At 45.3% G+C, this 16919-nt stretch carries 17 protein-coding genes and 1 tRNA gene; 12 read left to right on the forward strand and 6 right to left on the reverse strand.

Annotated elements, in window-relative coordinates; all coding sequences use genetic code 11:
- Nucleotides 1–8 precede the first annotated feature (8 nt).
- The gene (locus Q0323_RS05790) at nt 9–1421 is read left to right on the forward strand and encodes a pseudouridine synthase (protein WP_298052430.1); all 1413 of its coding nucleotides are present in this window, start codon (nt 9–11) and stop codon (nt 1419–1421) included.
- A 973-nt stretch (nt 1422–2394) separates the two neighbouring features.
- On the opposite strand, the gene Q0323_RS05795 is transcribed toward Q0323_RS05790, so the two are convergent.
- From Q0323_RS05795 to hisF, 4 genes are all read right to left on the reverse strand, one after another.
- Nucleotides 2395–2985 (reverse strand): hypothetical protein, encoded by a 591-nt coding sequence (locus Q0323_RS05795; protein WP_298052432.1) that lies wholly within the window; start codon nt 2983–2985, stop codon nt 2395–2397.
- Nucleotides 2986–3052: 67 nt separating this feature from the next.
- Nucleotides 3053–4162: a 23S rRNA (adenine(2503)-C(2))-methyltransferase RlmN gene (gene rlmN, locus Q0323_RS05800; RefSeq protein WP_298052434.1), complete on the reverse strand. Its 1110-nt coding sequence runs from the start codon at nt 4160–4162 to the stop codon at nt 3053–3055.
- Nucleotides 4159–4704, reverse strand: coding sequence for a purine-nucleoside phosphorylase (locus tag Q0323_RS05805; RefSeq protein WP_298052436.1), 546 nt, complete (start codon nt 4702–4704; stop codon nt 4159–4161). The genes rlmN and Q0323_RS05805 overlap by 4 nt, the downstream gene beginning before the upstream one ends.
- A 353-nt stretch (nt 4705–5057) precedes the next feature.
- Nucleotides 5058–5912 (reverse strand): imidazole glycerol phosphate synthase subunit HisF, encoded by an 855-nt coding sequence (gene hisF / locus Q0323_RS05810; protein WP_298052438.1) that lies wholly within the window; start codon nt 5910–5912, stop codon nt 5058–5060.
- A gap of 91 nt (nt 5913–6003) precedes the next feature.
- Between hisF and rsmA the strand changes: the two genes are divergently transcribed.
- The 6 genes from rsmA (at nt 6004) to ybaK (ending at nt 11688) form a co-directional block, all read left to right on the forward strand.
- Entirely contained in the window at nt 6004–6864 is an 861-nt protein-coding gene (gene rsmA / locus Q0323_RS05815; RefSeq protein WP_298052440.1) for a 16S rRNA (adenine(1518)-N(6)/adenine(1519)-N(6))-dimethyltransferase RsmA, read from the forward strand.
- Nucleotides 6845–9085: a ribonuclease J gene (locus Q0323_RS05820; RefSeq protein ID WP_298052443.1), complete on the forward strand. Its 2241-nt coding sequence runs from the start codon at nt 6845–6847 to the stop codon at nt 9083–9085. Before rsmA ends, Q0323_RS05820 begins: the two co-directional genes overlap by 20 nt.
- 44 nt (nt 9086–9129) lie before the next feature.
- The gene (locus tag Q0323_RS05825) at nt 9130–9357 is read left to right on the forward strand and encodes a hypothetical protein (protein WP_298052446.1); all 228 of its coding nucleotides are present in this window, start codon (nt 9130–9132) and stop codon (nt 9355–9357) included.
- Nucleotides 9358–9461: 104 nt separating this feature from the next.
- Nucleotides 9462–10424, forward strand: a complete 963-nt coding sequence (locus Q0323_RS05830) for a KpsF/GutQ family sugar-phosphate isomerase (protein WP_298052448.1) — start codon at nt 9462–9464, stop codon at nt 10422–10424.
- Nucleotides 10425–10432: 8 nt separating this feature from the next.
- Nucleotides 10433–11194, forward strand: a complete 762-nt coding sequence (locus Q0323_RS05835; RefSeq protein ID WP_298052520.1) for a pseudouridine synthase — start codon at nt 10433–10435, stop codon at nt 11192–11194.
- 20 nt (nt 11195–11214) lie between these two features.
- Nucleotides 11215–11688, forward strand: coding sequence for a Cys-tRNA(Pro) deacylase (gene ybaK / locus Q0323_RS05840; RefSeq protein ID WP_298052450.1), 474 nt, complete (start codon nt 11215–11217; stop codon nt 11686–11688).
- A 362-nt stretch (nt 11689–12050) separates the two neighbouring features.
- Here the strand turns inward: ybaK and Q0323_RS05845 are convergent, their stop codons facing one another.
- A complete protein-coding gene (locus Q0323_RS05845) occupies nt 12051–12614 on the reverse strand; it encodes a LemA family protein (protein ID WP_298052452.1) in 564 nt (187 codons plus the stop codon).
- Nucleotides 12615–12684: 70 nt separating this feature from the next.
- Between Q0323_RS05845 and Q0323_RS05850 the strand changes: the two genes are divergently transcribed.
- Together Q0323_RS05850 and Q0323_RS05855 are read left to right on the forward strand one after the other, a co-directional pair.
- Nucleotides 12685–12761 (forward strand) — tRNA-Met (locus tag Q0323_RS05850).
- 201 nt (nt 12762–12962) lie between these two features.
- Nucleotides 12963–13556: an effector protein gene (locus tag Q0323_RS05855; protein ID WP_298052454.1), complete on the forward strand. Its 594-nt coding sequence runs from the start codon at nt 12963–12965 to the stop codon at nt 13554–13556.
- 91 nt (nt 13557–13647) lie between these two features.
- Here Q0323_RS05855 and Q0323_RS05860 read toward each other — a convergent pair whose 3' ends face one another.
- Nucleotides 13648–14799 (reverse strand): hypothetical protein, encoded by a 1152-nt coding sequence (locus tag Q0323_RS05860; RefSeq protein WP_298052456.1) that lies wholly within the window; start codon nt 14797–14799, stop codon nt 13648–13650.
- Between the two features lie 312 nt (nt 14800–15111).
- Here Q0323_RS05860 and Q0323_RS05865 point away from each other — a divergent pair, with 312 nt between their 5' ends.
- The 3 genes from Q0323_RS05865 to Q0323_RS05875 are packed head-to-tail and all read left to right on the forward strand — an operon-like array spanning nt 15112 to nt 16910.
- Nucleotides 15112–15279 carry a hypothetical protein gene (locus tag Q0323_RS05865; RefSeq protein ID WP_169765898.1) on the forward strand — a complete coding sequence of 56 codons (168 nt, stop codon included), beginning with the start codon at nt 15112–15114 and terminating at the stop codon, nt 15277–15279.
- Between the two features lie 9 nt (nt 15280–15288).
- Nucleotides 15289–16002 carry a disulfide bond formation protein B gene (locus Q0323_RS05870; protein ID WP_298052459.1) on the forward strand — a complete coding sequence of 238 codons (714 nt, stop codon included), beginning with the start codon at nt 15289–15291 and terminating at the stop codon, nt 16000–16002.
- An 11-nt stretch (nt 16003–16013) separates the two neighbouring features.
- Complete coding sequence (locus Q0323_RS05875; protein WP_298052461.1) at nt 16014–16910, forward strand: hypothetical protein; 897 nt, start codon at nt 16014–16016, stop codon at nt 16908–16910.
- Nucleotides 16911–16919: the final 9 nt, after the last annotated feature.

Here is a 16919-nt window from a genome sequence, read left to right on the forward strand (position 1 = left end):
AGTTTAATATGGGTTATGAGAAAAGAAGCTTGGGAAGCTTTGAGGGGCGCAAAATTTACGAAATTCTGCTTAGCCTCGGATACGATATGAAATCCGCGCAGCGCATCTGTGACAAGCACCGCGTAACCGATGCAGAGGATCGAAATTTACATAAAAGCTCCGTCGCGCACGGAGAAATTTTTTTGATCGATTACAAATGCGAGCCGCGCGGACTGAAGCCGATCTTTGAGTGCGATGCGTTTGCGGCATTTGACAAGCCGAGTGGAATTTTAAGCCATCCGAGCGGGCGTAACTCGCCTTATAATATGTATGACGAGATCTGGTCGCTATACGGGCAGGATGCATGCGTGGCGCACAGGCTTGATTTAGAAACCAGCGGAATTCTTATCGTCGCTAAGGATAAAGACGCGGCGCGCGAGCTTAAAGAGTGTTTCGAACAGCGTAGGGTGATGAAAAGCTATCTAGCGCTCGTGCAAGGGGATTTGAGAGAGGGCTTGCGAGGGGATTTGCAAAGTGCTGCTTGCAATGGCGAGATAGAGAATTGCTATGCGCTAGGTTCCTATGAAATTTGCGGATCAAAATTTGCGGACGATGCTGTGAGTTTACCAGATAACGTGTCGGATCTGCGCGATACACTAGCTCTAAAAGGAGTAGGCAATAAATTTGGATTTAATATCTTGTCTAATAGTGCGAGTAGGGGATTATGGCGCAGCACTCTATCTGGCGGCGCGCAGGCTAAATTTGAATCTGGCACTCCTACTGGCGATGTTGGCAGCGGATCTGAATTTGATGCTTTATCCTACGACGTGAGCGATAAGCTTAAACCCGCTATCGCGATGAGTAGCGCGGATAACGGACATAAACCTTGCGCCTTATCTGTGGCTAAATCTTTGCCAGCTACTTCTAAGGGCTGTGTAAATTTGAAAAAATTTGAGCCTGCAAAATACGCAAAATTTAGCGAGAAACTGAAATTTTTAAAGGATTTTGAGGGGTTTGTGATTGATGCTCCGATCGCTCCTAGCGACGAGTTTGCCGATCTTAAAATTCGTATGAAAATATCGCGCGACGGTAAGGAGGCGATCACGCTGATACGCCCGCTGCGATATTTCTCGGACATGGACGCTAGCCTGATCGAGTGCTATCCGCTGACGGGTAGGCAGCATCAGATCAGGCTGCATCTATTTGCCGCGGGCATGCCGATACTGGGAGAGCCGCTGTACGGGCTTTCGCGCGAGCAAGCGGAGCGGATATTGGATAAAAAGATGGATGAGATAGAGCGGATCAGAACGACGGGAGCGCCGAGATTGTTGCTGCACGCGGATGCAATTTGCTTTGAACTAGGCGGCGAACGATACGAGATAAAAAGCAAATTCGATGCCGCAAGAGAGTTTTATAATCTCGCGAAAATCGATAAAATTTAGACAACTCAATAAAATCTGGGTGCTTTGGCGGATCAGATAAATTTTTAAGATAAGAATTTATTTTGTGTGCGTATTTAGAAGTTTGGCGTATATAAAATTTCTTGGAATTTTCGCGTAGCTTTTAATGAGATTTACTAAAAGGTTGAATATAGCTGCGTCATAAATCAAATAAGTCAAATCTAATTATATTCGCTAAAGCGCAAGGTGGGATGATAAATTCTACTACGATGATAAGGCGCGCCTAGACGTACATTTATTGTAAGCACGTTTTGTTTTTAAATTTTATTAGTTTTTTACGCCTTACGATATACCATAAAATTTTAAAATTTCAGCAATTACTTGCTTTGCCGTAATCTATAGCGCTAGGACAAATTTCTTTCATGCAGCGCGTTAACCTATCATTCTGATAAGTCTTTTATTTTGGTTTAAATTCTTGATTTTATTGAGTGGCCTTTTAGAACTTTGAAAAATTCTGCTTTAAAATCTCTTCTAATAAAATTAGAATTTAGGAAAATAATTTTTGGCTGCTATCGCACGCGGCTAAATTTATATAAACGCGGATCCGATTGCCATAAAGCATGTAGCTAAATGCATATTTATGCTCTATAATCGTCATAATTTCGCAACTTACGCGAAGTTTCAAATAAACAATTTTAAACTAAATTCAAATAGCCATAAACGCTACTTCCGCTTCGCCGATATTTATGACCTTGCCTTTGCGCGTCATAATGTCCAAATCGTGCTCCATATTCCACGAGTAGCTAAACTGAAAGCCGATTTTGCGTCGTCTAGGATATAGATATTTTACAGCTCCAATAGTTCGCTAAGTTCCTGTGTGGCGTGCTGATGCCTGGCATGAAATCGCTTTTCGTCTCACTCGGATAGTCGTAGATCTCCTGCCATTTTGGGTAGTTTTTTAAAATTTCAGCTAAGATGTCTGTTAAAAATTCTTCCTGATTTTGCTTTAGAAATTCTACGCGTCCGATTGTGCCTGGCTAGGCTCATCCGTCTTCTCGCCGTTTTCATCTAAAAACGCGCAGCGAAACTCGCCCTCTTGCTCTAAAGTTTTGCCGAAATACTCCAGTCGCAGCGGGAAACTAAAGTCCTCGTATTCCTCATCTTCAAATTTAGGAAAAATTTTAGGCTCCGCAAGACGTGCATTAAAAAACTCCGCGACCTTTGGGCTGCGGATGAAAAGATACTCCTCATTCGCTTCGTAACTTTTGCACAAAAATTTAAGCGCCTCCTGCTCCACGCCGCACTCCAAGCAGCATTCGCCCTTGTAATAATCGCTCACGTAGGGCGGATTTTCATTGCTTCTGGCGTGCTTATCCATCTCGCCTAGCCAGCGCAGCATATTTTGGGTGTCGCCCGCCCATTTGTTCTCATTCACCATGCGCGCCGCGTAGATGTATGAGTCGTAGACGCGGTATTTCTCATCGTCCGCCTCCGCCCATTTTGCCTCGATAAAGCGGATAATTTCCGCCTTTGTAATCTTTGATTTTTTAAGCAGCGATCTGTCTAAGAAGATGCCGATCTCATCCATTATTTTTTGCGCGTCCATTGCTACTCCTTTATAAATTTTTTGCCGATCTGCCTTATGATCTGAAAATAATCGCCGAATTTTTCCTCTACTTGTTCGAAATTTTATCGGCACTGATACTACTTTGAGCCGGAATTTTATTTTTCTCATTTCTTTGTTTGAGCTGTCCGCACGCCGCACTGATATCTAGCCCCTTGCTCTGGCGGATCGTGCAAGTAATGCCGTGCGCGCATAGATAGTCTTGAAATTTCACCATATTTTCGGGGCTTGGTCTGCCAAAGCTCGAGCCTTCGTGCGGATTAAAATAGATCAGATTTACTTTTGCACGGATGCCGTGCAGAAGCTTCACTAGCGTTTTGGCATCGCTTGAGCGGTCATTTACCCCATCGATCATTAGGTATTCAAACATCACGCGCTTTCGCAGATCGATTGGGAACTCGCGCACCGCCTGCATGATCGATGCAATATTGTAGGCACGATTTATCGGCATTAGTTTTTCACGCAGTTCGTCATCCACTGCATGCAGTGAGATCGCGAGTAGCACGCCAAGATCCATTTCGCCAAGCTTTTTTATCTGCGTAGAAAGTCCGCTTGTACTTATCGTTTGGCGACGCGGCGCTATTGCGAGTCCGTCGTTTTCTTTTAAAATTTGCACGGCTTTGGCAACGTTGTCTAGGTTATTAAGCGGTTCGCCCATCCCCATATATACGACATTGACGCGGCGCTCGTACGGGATCGCGTTCATTTTTTTGATGAGCCAAATTTGAGCCACGATTTCGCCTGGAGTTAAATTCCGTACGAAACCACTTTTTGCTGTCAAGCAGAAGCTACAGCCGATTTTGCAACCCACTTGCGAACTTACGCAGATTGAGTAGCGCGCATGTCTTATAATTTTTTCGTTTTTATCTCGCAGCTCATCCTTCATCGGTAGCAGGACACTTTCTATCGTCTTGCCGTCTTTGAGAGCGAAAAGGTATTTGATACTGCCATCGCTACTTGTTTCGGATCTGATGCATTTAAGCGGGTCTAAATAAAAATTTTGAGCTAAACTTTGACGGATCTCTTTTGGTAGATTTAGCATTTGTGCGAAGTCGTCCACATTCTTTTTGTAAATCCATTCGTAAATTTGCTTGGCTCTAAATTTTGGTTCGACGAAATTTTCAAGCTCTTTCATTGTAAAATCAAAGATATTTTTCAAATTAATGCCTTAGTTTTTAGATATTTAGTTAAATTTTCTTTTGCAGCGGCGTGATTTTTTAAAAAATCTGCGTGAGCGTTTGAATCGCAAAAATTCGTTGCACAAAAAATTCCGTAAGCAGGGATTTGAAATTTTTGAGCTACCTTAAGAACCGCAAAAAATTCCATATTTTCTAAAAAATAACCTCGCTCAAAGAATTTTAGCGCGGATTCTTTATCGGTCGTGATAAAATTTGAGCTATTAGTTATTGTTTCATATGAAACATCGGCAGAATCCCTAGCTAGAATTTTATAGTTAATTGGAGAGTATGAAAGTTCATAAAGCACCGATATCTCACAGTTTGCAGCCGATCTGCTTTCATAAATTTTTAGAATTTTACCTTCTTTATATAGCCCTGCAGAACCCACGAAAATGATTTCACTCGGCAAGCTTTGCCTATTTTCGCATAAAAATTTAGTCAAATTTATACTCATATCCACTAGCCCTACACCCATAGGCAGGGCAAAATCAAAAATTTCATTTCGTCCGGCAGAGATTATCATTTACGCATTCACGCTTTCATTATTTTTCACTAATCATAGCAAAATGACGATAAATTTAAAGCTAAATTTTGAAATTTTATCGTGGTAAATTATCTGATAAAATTAAAATCAATTTAAGCAAATATCTATGAGAACTGTACTCTTACCTTCCGTAATCGTAGTAGCGCAGGTGGCGGGTAGAAGATGGAAAAGTATTTAAAAAAGCTTATGATTTAGCTAAAACGAATAAATTTTATCTAAGCAAAATAATACTTGTCAAAAAACTTGCAAGATAACGAAGGGCTGAAATAAAATTAATTGTTTAGTCGCTTTGGCGGCTAAGTTTCAACCCCACGGTATAAACCTGACTAAATTTACAGTCTCACTTCAATGTTTTGTTCTCGCAAATACGCTTTTAGTGCCTTGATTTCGATTTCTCTGAAGTGAAAAATCGATGCCGCCAGGCATGCGTCCGCACCCGCCAAAAACGCGTCTTTAAAGTGCTCCATCTTGCCTGCTCCGCCGCTTGCGATGACGGGGATGTCAAGCGCGCTGAAAATCCGCGTCAAATTTAGCTCAAAGCCGTTTTTGACGCCGTCACAGTCCATCGACGTGAGTAAAATTTCTCCCGCACCGCGCTCCTGTGCCTCTTTCGCCCAAGCAAGCGCATCCCTGCCGGTATCCAGCCTACCGCCGTTTATAAAAACGCTGTAGCCGCAAAGCTCGCCGTTCCCAGTCAAAATTTCATCCTGCGAATCGCTTGAAATTCTGCTCAAATTCTGCGTTGCGTCGCGTAAATCGCCGCGCGAAATTTCACTAGAATTTCGTTTCGCGTCGATCGCGACCACGACGCACTGCGAGCCGAATTTATTCGCCGCTTCATCTATCAAATTCGGATTTTTTATCGCGGCGGAGTTGAGGCTTATTTTGTCGCAGCCGACGTTTAGCAGGCGCGAGATATCATCGATCGTGCGTATGCCGCCGCCCACGGTCAGCGGGATAAAAAGCTCGCGCGCGACCCGTTCCACGACGTCCACGATCGTATCGCGCCCCAGATGCGACGCCGTGATGTCGAGGAAGCACAGCTCGTCCGCGCCCTCCTCGTTGTAGCGTTTGGCGACTTGCACCGGATCGCCCGCATCCACGAGACCTACGAAATTTACGCCCTTTACGACGCGTCCGTCTTTGACGTCGAGGCACGGGATGATCCGCTTTGCAAACTTGTTCACGGCGACCTTTCTTTGGGTTAAATTTTATGATTTTAGCCAAATTTTACTTAATATAATGACTTTATAAGTAAAATTTGGCTAAACTCTCGCCATGATTAGGGCGAAAAAAGAGTTCGGACAAAATTTTTTGAAAGACGAAGCCGTTTTAAGCAAGATCATCCAAGCGATCCCCGAGAGTGTACAGAATGTCGTTGAGATCGGGGCTGGCTTAGGTGATTTAACTCGCAAGCTTTTGGAATTTTGCAGATTAAAAAGTTTCGAGATAGATGAAGATTTATATCAAATTTTAAGCGCTAAATTTGCGCAGCAGATCGCTAGCGGCGAGCTTGAGCTCGTTTTGGGCGATGCTTTGCGGATTTGGCAGCAGCAGGGTCTTGGCTGCGGCGAATATTTTTTGGTCGCAAATTTGCCCTACTACGTCGCTACGAAGATGATTTTGCAGGCGATCGACGATGAGCTATGCGGCGGATTTTTGGTGATGATCCAAAAGGAGGTCGCTTTAAAATTCTGCGCTAGAGCAGGACAGAGCGATTTTAGCGCTCTTTCGATCCTGGCCGATCTTGCGGGCGGCTGTGAACTTCTATTCGACGTTGAGCCCGACTGTTTCGAGCCTGCGCCGAAGGTGACCTCATCGGTGATCAGGCTCGTAAAAGGCAAAAATTTTAAGCCCGGCACCGAGATAAACGCAGACGGCCTCGGCGTAAAAAGTTGCGCCCGCTTCGAAAATCTCGATGAATACGAGAAATTTAAAAGCTTTTTGCGCGTATCTTTCAGCGCGCCGCGAAAGACGCTTATTAAAAATTTAAGCGCAAAATTTGATAGAGGCTTAGCCGAAGAGATCTTTTTAAATTTGAAAATTCCGCCCACGGCTCGGGCGCACGAGTTAAATTCCACCCTTTTTTTAGAAATTTTTAAAAATTTAAAGGTAAAAGATGGAAGAAAACAGAAATGAAAACGGCGTCGAACGACTCAAAAAAAGCAATCGCTATAAAAAACGCAAGGAAAATCTAAAAAAATCTATCGCAAGCGAAGGCTCTGCGGGCGATGTGGAATTCGGCGGCGAGCACGAAAACGGCTCTCGCAAAAATAAAGGCGCGAAAAACGGGCAAAATTTCGTTCGTTCAAAGGGTTCAAAAAACGGCTCTCATAAGGGATCAAATTCTGCGGGTGGTTCGTCAAACGGCAGTTCAAACGCCGTGCATTCAAACGGCGCGAATGGTGCGCATTTCGGCGGCGCATACCTAAAAAACAACGAAAACGGCGCGGGCGGTTCAAATTTAAACCGCGACGGTCGTGCAAAATCAAATAGCAGCAGCGCAAAAGGCGCAAATCCTAGCGCCACAGACGATGCAAGCTCCGCAGACGCTCAGAAAAAGAAAAAGCATAAAAAGCGCTCAAATATGCCAAAAAGTCTTACTGGCAACGAGCCGTGGCAAAAGGCGATGGACGATGCGATCGCGCAAAACAAGCTGATCCACGAGGAGCGCCTGCACCCGCTTAAAGACGCTAATCGCAGCGATGAGACGGTGCGTATCACGCCGCTTGGCGGACTGGGCGAGATCGGCGCGAATATGACCGTTTTTGAGACCAATACGAGTGCGATCATCGTCGATGTGGGCATGAGCTTTCCGGAGGAGAGTATGCTTGGCGTGGACATTTTAATCCCCGACTTCGATTATGTTCGCAAGATAAAAAACAAGATCAAAGGCATCATTATCACCCACGCGCATGAGGATCATATCGGCGCGATGCCATATTTTTTCAAAGAATTTCAATTTCCGATCTACGCTACACCGCTTCCTTTAGGGATGATAAGCAATAAATTTGAAGAGCATGGCCTAAAAGCCGAGCGTAGCTACTTCCGCCCCGTGCAGAAGCGCCAGCTTTATCAGATCGGTGATTTTGAGGTCGAGTTTATCCACATAACGCACTCGATTATCGATGCGAGCGCGCTTGCGATCACGACGAAGGCGGGCACGATCATCCACACGGGCGATTTTAAGATCGATCACACGCCGATCGATGGCTATCCGACCGATCTGAACCGCCTAGCGTATTACGGCGATCGCGGCGTTATGCTTTTGATGAGCGATAGCACAAACTCACACAAAGAGGGGATTACGAAGTCCGAAAGCTCGGTGGGCAGGACCTTTGATACAATATTTTCGAGCTGTAAGGGGCGCGTGATAATGAGCACCTTCAGCTCAAACATCCACCGCGTCTATCAGGCTATAGAGCGCGGCGTAAAATACGGCCGCAAGGTCTGCGTCATCGGACGAAGCATGGAGCGAAATTTATTTACCGCGATGGAGCTCGGCTATGTAAATTTAGACAAAAAAATCTTCGTCGATGCCGATCAGGTCTCAAAATACCCCGATAATGAGGTTTTGATCGTAACCACGGGCTCGCAGGGAGAGACGATGAGCGCGCTGTACCGCATGGCGACGGACGAGCACAAATACATTAAGATCAAATCCACCGATCAGGTAATCATCAGCGCCAAGGCGATCCCCGGCAACGAAAGCAGCGTCTCGACCGTGCTTAATTACCTGCTAAAAAGCGGCGCAAAGGTCGCGTATCAGGACTTTAGCGAGATACACGTAAGCGGGCACGCCTCTATCGAGGAGCAAAAGCTCATGCTGCGCCTGATAAAGCCAAAATTTTTCCTACCGGTGCACGGTGAGTACAACCATATCGTAAAGCACAAAGAGACTGCGATGGAGTGCGGCATCGAGGAGAAAAATATCTATCTGATGAACGACGGCGATCAGATGGAGGTTTGCGAAAAATACCTAAAGCGCGTCAAGACCGTCAAGACGGGCAAGGTCTTCATCGACAACCAGATCAACAAGCAGATCTCCGACGAGATCGTCAAACACCGCCAAAATTTAGCCGATTCGGGCGTCGCGGTCATCATCGCGCAGATCGACAAAAACGAAAAGAGGCTCATCCAGACGCGCGTCATCACCTACGGGCTCGTCGCCGAGAACCAAACGGCGCACTTTACCAAAGAGATGCAGGGCATCATCGAGCAGTTTTTGGCAAATTTAAAAGATGAGTTTTTGCTCGATCACTGGGCACTGGAGGGCAAGATCCGCCAGGCCGTGCGCAAGCATATCTTTAGAAAGATCAAAAAATATCCGACCATCGTGCCGGTGATCTATTTGATGTAAGCGCGGCTAAATTTAGCGAGCGAGGCGGCTTTGATTTGCGGCGGATGAATGAAATTTTATGGCGCCTGCGAGCTTTCGGGCGTGAAATTTTGCGATGTGAGTGGGTTTTGCAGCGTTGGAATTTCAAGGCGGCATTAGCAGGTCTTGCAGCGCGAAATTTTAAAGCAGCGAGTAAAATTTCAAGCGCAAAATTTCGGCGTAAAGCAAAATTTAAAGAGCATCTAGCAAGCCCGCGGCGAGCGGGCAGGACGGCGCGCTATTTTGTAGATTAGAATTTTATGACGCAAATTTCAAAGGTGCGAAATTTCGGCTAGCGCAAATTTAGGCGCGGCGCAAAGAGGCGTAAAATGAAAGTAAATTTTAAAAAGAAGGTTTGATGAGTGAAATTCTAGATACGGCACGAGAGGTGCTAAGGCTCGAAGGAGCGGAGCTTTTGCGGCATGCGGATCTTATCGGCGGCGAAATTGAGCGAGCCGTAAACTTGATCCTAGCTTGCAAAGGCAAGGTAATCGTCACCGGCGTGGGTAAGAGCGGCCACATAGGCGTTAAGATCGCTGCGACGCTTGCCAGCACCGGCACGCCGTCGTTTTTCGTCCACCCTACCGAGGCGCTGCACGGCGATCTGGGCATGATCGGTAAGGACGACATGGTGCTTGCGATCAGCTTTAGCGGCGAGAGTGAGGAACTGGTTAGAATTCTACCTCATCTCAAACGCTTCGGCGTGAAGATCATCGCGATGGCGCGTGATAAAAACAGCTCGCTCGGCAAGGTTAGCGACGAGTTCATAAGCCTAAATATCGTCAAAGAGGCCTGCCCGCTAGGCGCCGCACCGACGGTTTCCACGACGCTAACACTTGCGTTAGGCGACGCGTTAGCGATCTGTTTGATGAGGCAGCGTAGATTCGGCAAAGAGGATTTTGCAAATTTTCACCCAGGCGGCAGCCTCGGTAAACGGCTTTTCGTCAAAGTAAAAGACGTGATGCAAAGCAAAAATTTACCGGTCGCAAGCCGTAACGCCAGCCTAAAACAAGCTATCGACGTTATGACTCACGGAAAGCTCGGCACCGTCTTGTTAGTGAACGAAAAGGGCGCGCTTGAGGCGATCTTAAGCGACGGCGATCTGCGCCGCGCACTGATGCGAGAGGATTTTGACATCAATGACGGCGCGCTAAAATATGCCACCAGAAATCCTAAAATGCTGGACGATAAAAATATGTTAGCCATAGACGCGCTAAATTTGATCGAGCAATTTAAAATTCAAGTCCTGCCCGTGGTCGAAAACGGCGTGCCCGCGGGGATCTTGCACATTCACGATCTAACGAGTCTGGGGCTAAAATAATGCAAAAGATGCGTCTGAATAAATTTATCTCTCATAACACCGGCTACTCGCGTCGCGAGGCGGACGAGCTGATCAAGCAAGGCAAGGTTAGCATTAATGGCCGCGTCGTTAGCGATTTCATCGAAGTTAGCGGCGAGGAGAAGATCCGCATCGGCTCGCGCCTCATCAAGCCTAAGACGGAATTTACGATGATCGTTTATAACAAACGCAAAGGCGAGTTAGTTACTAAAAAAGACGATCGCGGCAGGCGGACGATTTATGATAGCTTGCCGGAGGGATTTAGCAGATTTGTTAGCGTGGGGCGTTTGGATTTTGCAAGCGAAGGGCTTTTACTGCTGACCGATGCGCCCGCAATCGCTACGGCGCTGATGAACAGCGACATCGAGCGAGAGTACTATCTAAAGGTAAAAGGCGAGGTGGGGGATGAGGTGGTAACGGCGATCCGCGAGGGCTTTTTCGCCGCAGATGCGAGCAAAGGCGCGCACGCTAAAAGCAAGATCAAATCGATGGAATTTAAGCCCTTTTTGGGCTACCGCATAATGCCTAGCAGCGGCGGCTATACGAAGATCAAGGCGATTATCAACGAAGGTCAAAATCGCGAACTGCGTAGATTTTTCGGCTACTTCGATCTAGACGTCGTGGAGCTTAAGCGCACGGCATTCGGCAGAATGACGCTTGGGACGCTAAAGCCCGGCAAATGGCGTTATTTCGATCAGAGCGAATACGAAGATCTGCGCGATTTTCTAAAAGAGAACAAAATCCGCTATTAAATTTAAGAAAAGAGGCGAAAATGAGCTCAAAGACGAACGCCGCGCGTGTACTGGACGGTCTGAAAATCCCTTACGAGATCAAAGAATATGCGGTAGACCCTTTAAATTTAGACGCGGTGCATGTAGCAAACAGCGTGAGTGAGCCGATCGAGCGGGTCTATAAAACGATAGTTTGCACGGCGGATCACGAATACGTCGTAGCCTGCCTGCAAGGCGATCTAAATCTAGATCTCAAGGCGCTCGCGCACATCTGCGGCGCGAAACGTTGCGAGCTGATGGATTTGAAGGATTTGCAAAAGGTAACGGGCTATGTCAGGGGCGGCTGCTCGCCGCTTGGGATGAAAAAACACTTCCGCACCTTCATCGACGAGCGAGCGCTAACGCAGGAGAAAATTTACGTTAGTGCAGGCGTGTGGGGAAAACAGATTGCTCTCGCGCCAAAGGACCTCGCAACCGCAACCGAAGCGCAAATTTGCAAAATAACGCATGACTAACGTGGCGTTACTTTTGCCGCCGTTTGCGTAAGTAACGCCGGTAGCGAGCTAGCTAAAATTTACACTGTGAGATTTAGACTTTTAAAATTTGGCGTTGCACCGTTTGTTAAAACGAGCTCCTGCGCAGCAAGAAAATACAAATCAAATTAATTTCGTAAAATTTTATTGTTAAAATTCTCAGTACCGCATGCCGCAAGATATCTCAAACAAGATGACGAGTACGCAGGGTATGGCAAGTCTCTTTTAAGAACGCGCTCTTTGCGCGTGATCCGTTTTATTCACTATAAATTTAGACTCACGGCATTTGGAGCCATTTGCGATGAAATTTTAAAATTTCATCGCAAATTTTCTACGTCTCGCGCCTATTTTTTGAAAAGCCCAGAGACGTTCGGGGCTTGCTTTTCTTGCTCGCTAGCGGCGAAAAATTCCGCTTTAGCGAAGTTGAAAACGCTGGCGATGATGTTAGTAGGAAACATCTCGCAGGCGTTATTATAAACTGTAACGGCGCCGTTATAAGCGCGGCGTGCAGCACTGATCTGCTCCTCGCACTCGCCTAACGCGTTTTGTAGCTTGGCAAACGATTCGTTAGCCTTGAGGTTCGGATATGCCTCTACCGCAATGCGGATCTGCCCCAAAAGAGCCGAGATTTCGCTATTTAGCTTAAATTTATCCGCGTTAGAAGCCGCGTTGATCGCTTGCGAGCGAAGTTCGCTAACGCGCGTTAGTACGGCGTTTTCGTGGCTCATATATTCGCGCGTGGCGCTAACTAAATTTGGGATGAGGTCGTAGCGCTTTTTAAGCTGCGTATCGACGGTGGAAGCGATATTTCGCACCTGGTTGCGCTTAGCGATGAATGAGTTATAAACTCCCACTAACGCCAAAACTAACAAAACTATGACGACTAATAAAATCAAAGCCGCATTCATTTTCGCTCCTTTTAAAGTGTTTCAATTAAAAATAAGAATATTTAGCTATACTTGCCATTTCTTTTTACATGTCAAGGTAGCTCAGCTGGTTAGAGCGCTGGTCTCATAAGCCGGAGGTCGAGAGTTCAAGTCTCTCTCTTGACACCAAAACATTATTTCGCGCCCAAGCGTCTTTTACGATACCGAAAAGCGCGCCGCCTTTCGAATATATTTATTAGTTTACAAAAAAATTCCTATAGTTTGGCTTTGTATTTGTTTAGATTCGAAAATAAATATTTATAAATTCTTAAAAGCAAATGGTAAAATTACGCACTCGATACTTTTGGCTAAAATTTTACAGGAGGGATCATGAAATTTAAAGATTTTAAAGCTGTAAACTGTTCTAACTACGACTTTTTCAGCGCCGAGGAGCTAAGCCATAAAGAATTTATCAGGCTTAGTTTTGACGAGTTTGCCCGCAAAAATCCAAACTCGAGCTGGGCGCTTAGCATCGACGATAGGAGCTTTGATTCGTTTCCAAATTTTACTCAAAAGCATCCAATTTGCTTGTCTGATTTAAATTTTAAAGATAGCATCTTTCAGTTTAGGATCTGCTCCGAAAACAGCGTCCAAAGCCTAGGACACCGTATTTTCACCTGCCTAGACGGCATCCACAAAGACTTCGTCGCAAGCGAGATCAAGCAAACCGACGAAGTGATGATGAAGCTAAAGACGGGCGTTTTGAAGGACTTTACCTGCGTCTCGAAGTGCGGCTGGTGGATAACCGATATCTGGCGCGATATGTATCCGGTGACGGATGAGAGCGAGAGCGAAAATTTCGTCGCGGATATGCTTGGTAGCGAGTTTTCGGCGCAAATGCGGCTCATAAACGAGCGGCTTTTGAGCGCGCAAAATAGCGGAGAGCTTGACGGGCTCATCGCCGAGCTAAGGACGCAGGAGTAAATTTTTAAAATTTTGCCCGCGCATTATTCTTGATGCGGTGAGCGAGCTCGTACGTCTTTGCGGAGAAATTTTAAAATTTGCCGCCTTAAATTTACCCCAGCTTGCCGTTTGTCGCACAGCTATTTACGGGATACGGCGTGAGCCCATAGTCTGCAGCTTCGACATTCCAAAAGTCCAAATTCGCGCTGCGCGAGACGATATACTCAAAGCCCTTTTGATTTAGCTCGATCAAAATTTCAAATTCATTGCCGTTTTTGCAGACGATACTTTCGAAAAAGTGCGAAAAGCAGGCGATCTTCGCGTTTTCTTTCTGCATCGATTGATTTAGCATGAGCTCCATATTGCTTAAAATTTTAAACACCGTCTGGCTCGTCTCAAACCTGCCGAAGCGCGCGTAATACTTCGCTAAATTTTGCTCATTTAGCGTAACGGATTTGGTGCAGTTTTGCGTTATCTGCTCGTATATCGCGCCGAAAAGCTCAATCGACGCGTTTTGATTATCTATCACCTTGTTTTCGTGGTTTTCGATGACGACGAAGCCGTCTTTTATGCAAAATTTCTCGTTTTTATAGTAAAAGCTCACTCTCGCGATCTCTTGTTCGAAGTGCTTTTTATAAGTGAAGGGTAGATAGGTCGTAAGGCCCATTTTATCGATGATCGCAGAGCTTTTTACGCCGCCGTCCAGCTCGTGCTGCATAAAGTAGCGGATGAAGCTGCCCTGCTCGATATCGAAGCTATTTAAATACTCGATCTTATCCAGATACGCGCAGCGGTAGAGCCGCACAAACTCGGAATTTAGCGAGATATTGATCTCGTCGGGGATGTCTCCGTATTTTTCGCTCTGCGGCGCGTCGATGCGTTCTATGATATTCATCTGTTTTTCGACTTTGTCTTTTACAAAAATAGTGATTTTGACCTGCTGCATCTCATAGAAGCGCTTTATCGTCTCGGTAGCGCTTTTTGTGATATCGGTCTTAAATTTTTTCGCCAGCTCCGATTTTTTGAGTGTCAGCGAAAAATCGCCGTTTTTTAGCTTGTTCTGCGAATACAGAAGATAAAGCAACTCCTCATAAATCATCAAATGCGAGTAGGTCAAAAAGGTATTATCCACGACTATGACATAATAACAGCGCGTTACGGAGTATCTTTTGTTGTCTCTTAGAAAGTCGTTGTAAATTTTTAGCTTGCTCGCATTTTTCGATACCTTAAATACGTCGTAAGATTCTAAAAATATATTTTCCATATTTCGCCTTAGGTTAAAATTCTGTTGAAATATTACACAATATTTGTTTAAGTTGTTTTAAATTTTATCTTAAGGATAAAAAATATTAGCGAGTAAAATAATTTATCAAATTTTAATTATATCTTTAATATTCACTTAAATATAATAAAATAATTTATAAAAATAGATTTTTTGTAGGAAAATTTTATACAAAAAATTTAATATGAACAAAGAAATCTATTTTTTAAACTAGAATTAATAAATAAAGTTATATTATTTCTTTAAGAATAAGCATGCTTAGGATTAAATTTTATTAGGAAAGGACGGTTTGAAATGGAATTTCTTATTTTGACGCTATTTTTGATCAGCGGGCTTATATTATATTTTAAGCCGCAGAGGAAAAATCTAGCTACGGGCTGTGCGGCGGCAGGCTGCGCGATATTGATCGCGCTCGAGTTTTACGTAAATTTATGGGTCGTCGTGCCGGTAGGCAACTTTTAGGAGGGCGATATGCAAAATTTAGAACAAAATCAAATTCCCGCCGCCGAGCGAGGATTTTTTAACCTAATGTCGCTAGCCATCATCGCCCTCGTGGCGCTCCCGGTCGGTATAGCCTGCTTGATACTGGGCTTTGGTATGGGGGATAGCCCGTGCGTGATGTGCTGGGCGGAGAGGATCACGATGATAGCCATCAGCCTTATCGCGCTTTTTATCCTTAGATACGGCTTAAGACCCGGCTACGTCGCGGCGCTTTTGCTAATGGCTTGCTGGGGGATATTCAACGGCTTTATCCACTACAGCCTTGATGGGACGTTCGGCGGCTACCTCGACATAAAACAGGGCTTCGGACTTGAAATTTTAGGCGCGCACACGCAACTTTGGGTCATCGTCGTAGATTTTTGCGCGATCGTGTTTTTGGCGGTCATATTTTTATGTAGCAAAAATTTGGGCGAGATAATGAAAAAGAGCACTAGTGGCGAATACGGCGAGTTTTTGCGCTACTTGCCTCTGGGTAAGATCGCAAATTTAATTTTCATCGTCATCATCGTCGCAAACTGCGCACAGGCTTTCATCGTCTCAGGCCCGCCGCCGTATCTGGGCTCTAGCACGCCGGCTAGATTAAGTCTTGATCCCGCCAAATGGTTTTGGGAAAAAGATCACTGGCAAAGTGCGCTTGATTTTAGATTTGATTGGAATCCGGAACTTCCGGATCTGCCAAACTAAGGAGCAAAAAGATGAAAAAGCTGATGATTTTTATGGCGCTAGCGGCTCTGGCGTTTGGGTTTGAGTTTAATCTCGATAGCAAAGCAGGTGCACTTGAAGGCGTGAAGGAGCTCGGTGCACCGAGTGCTGAAGTGAGTTTAAGCTTACAAAACGACGCGCCGATTACGGGAGCGGATTATGACGCAGATAAAAAGCAGTTCGCGCTGGTTTCTAAAAATAACGAATTTTACGTTGCGGACGAAAATTTAAAGCCGCTTAGATACGGTAAGCACGATCGCCACTTTATAATGGAGATGGAAGCGACCGTAGGTGCGACGTGGTATAAAAACGAGATTGGCATGATAAGCTTTAATAAAACTTTCGTATTTTATGAGCCTGCGGACGGGCTTAGTGCAGAGGAGCAAAACAGCCAGTGGAGGCACTTGACCGAGGGCTGGGATAAATGGAAGCTAAACGATCTTGGCAACAAAGGGCGCTTCTCCACGCTTCGAGCAAAGCAGCAGTATATCCTCGGCTGGGATTACGACGCGGCTGCGAATAAATTTATCGTTGCGTCCGTGCCTAACGACGTGAGGGATTATTGGAGCGTGGCGGTGTTTGACGGCGACGATAAGATGATTTTGGAGGAATTTATTCCGCAAATCGGCTCAAATTTAAAGCTAAAAGAGAGCAGGAGCCTAGGCGAATACTATGTCACGGGCATCGATGCTCAGCCTGACGCCGTTTATCTTTTGAGTAAAAATTTCTCGACCATTTTAAAGTTAAATTTACAAACTCATAAGATTGAGGATGCATATGGCTTTAGCGGAGCGGCAAACGCGAGGGCGCTTGCTGTGAAGGACGGCAAATTTTATGTTTTTTCGCGCGAAGGCAAAGAAAATGAAGTTTTCATATACGATATGAAATAAAGCCCACAT

It is taken from the genome of uncultured Campylobacter sp., from assembly GCF_938030145.1.
Classification (GTDB): domain Bacteria; phylum Campylobacterota; class Campylobacteria; order Campylobacterales; family Campylobacteraceae; genus Campylobacter_B.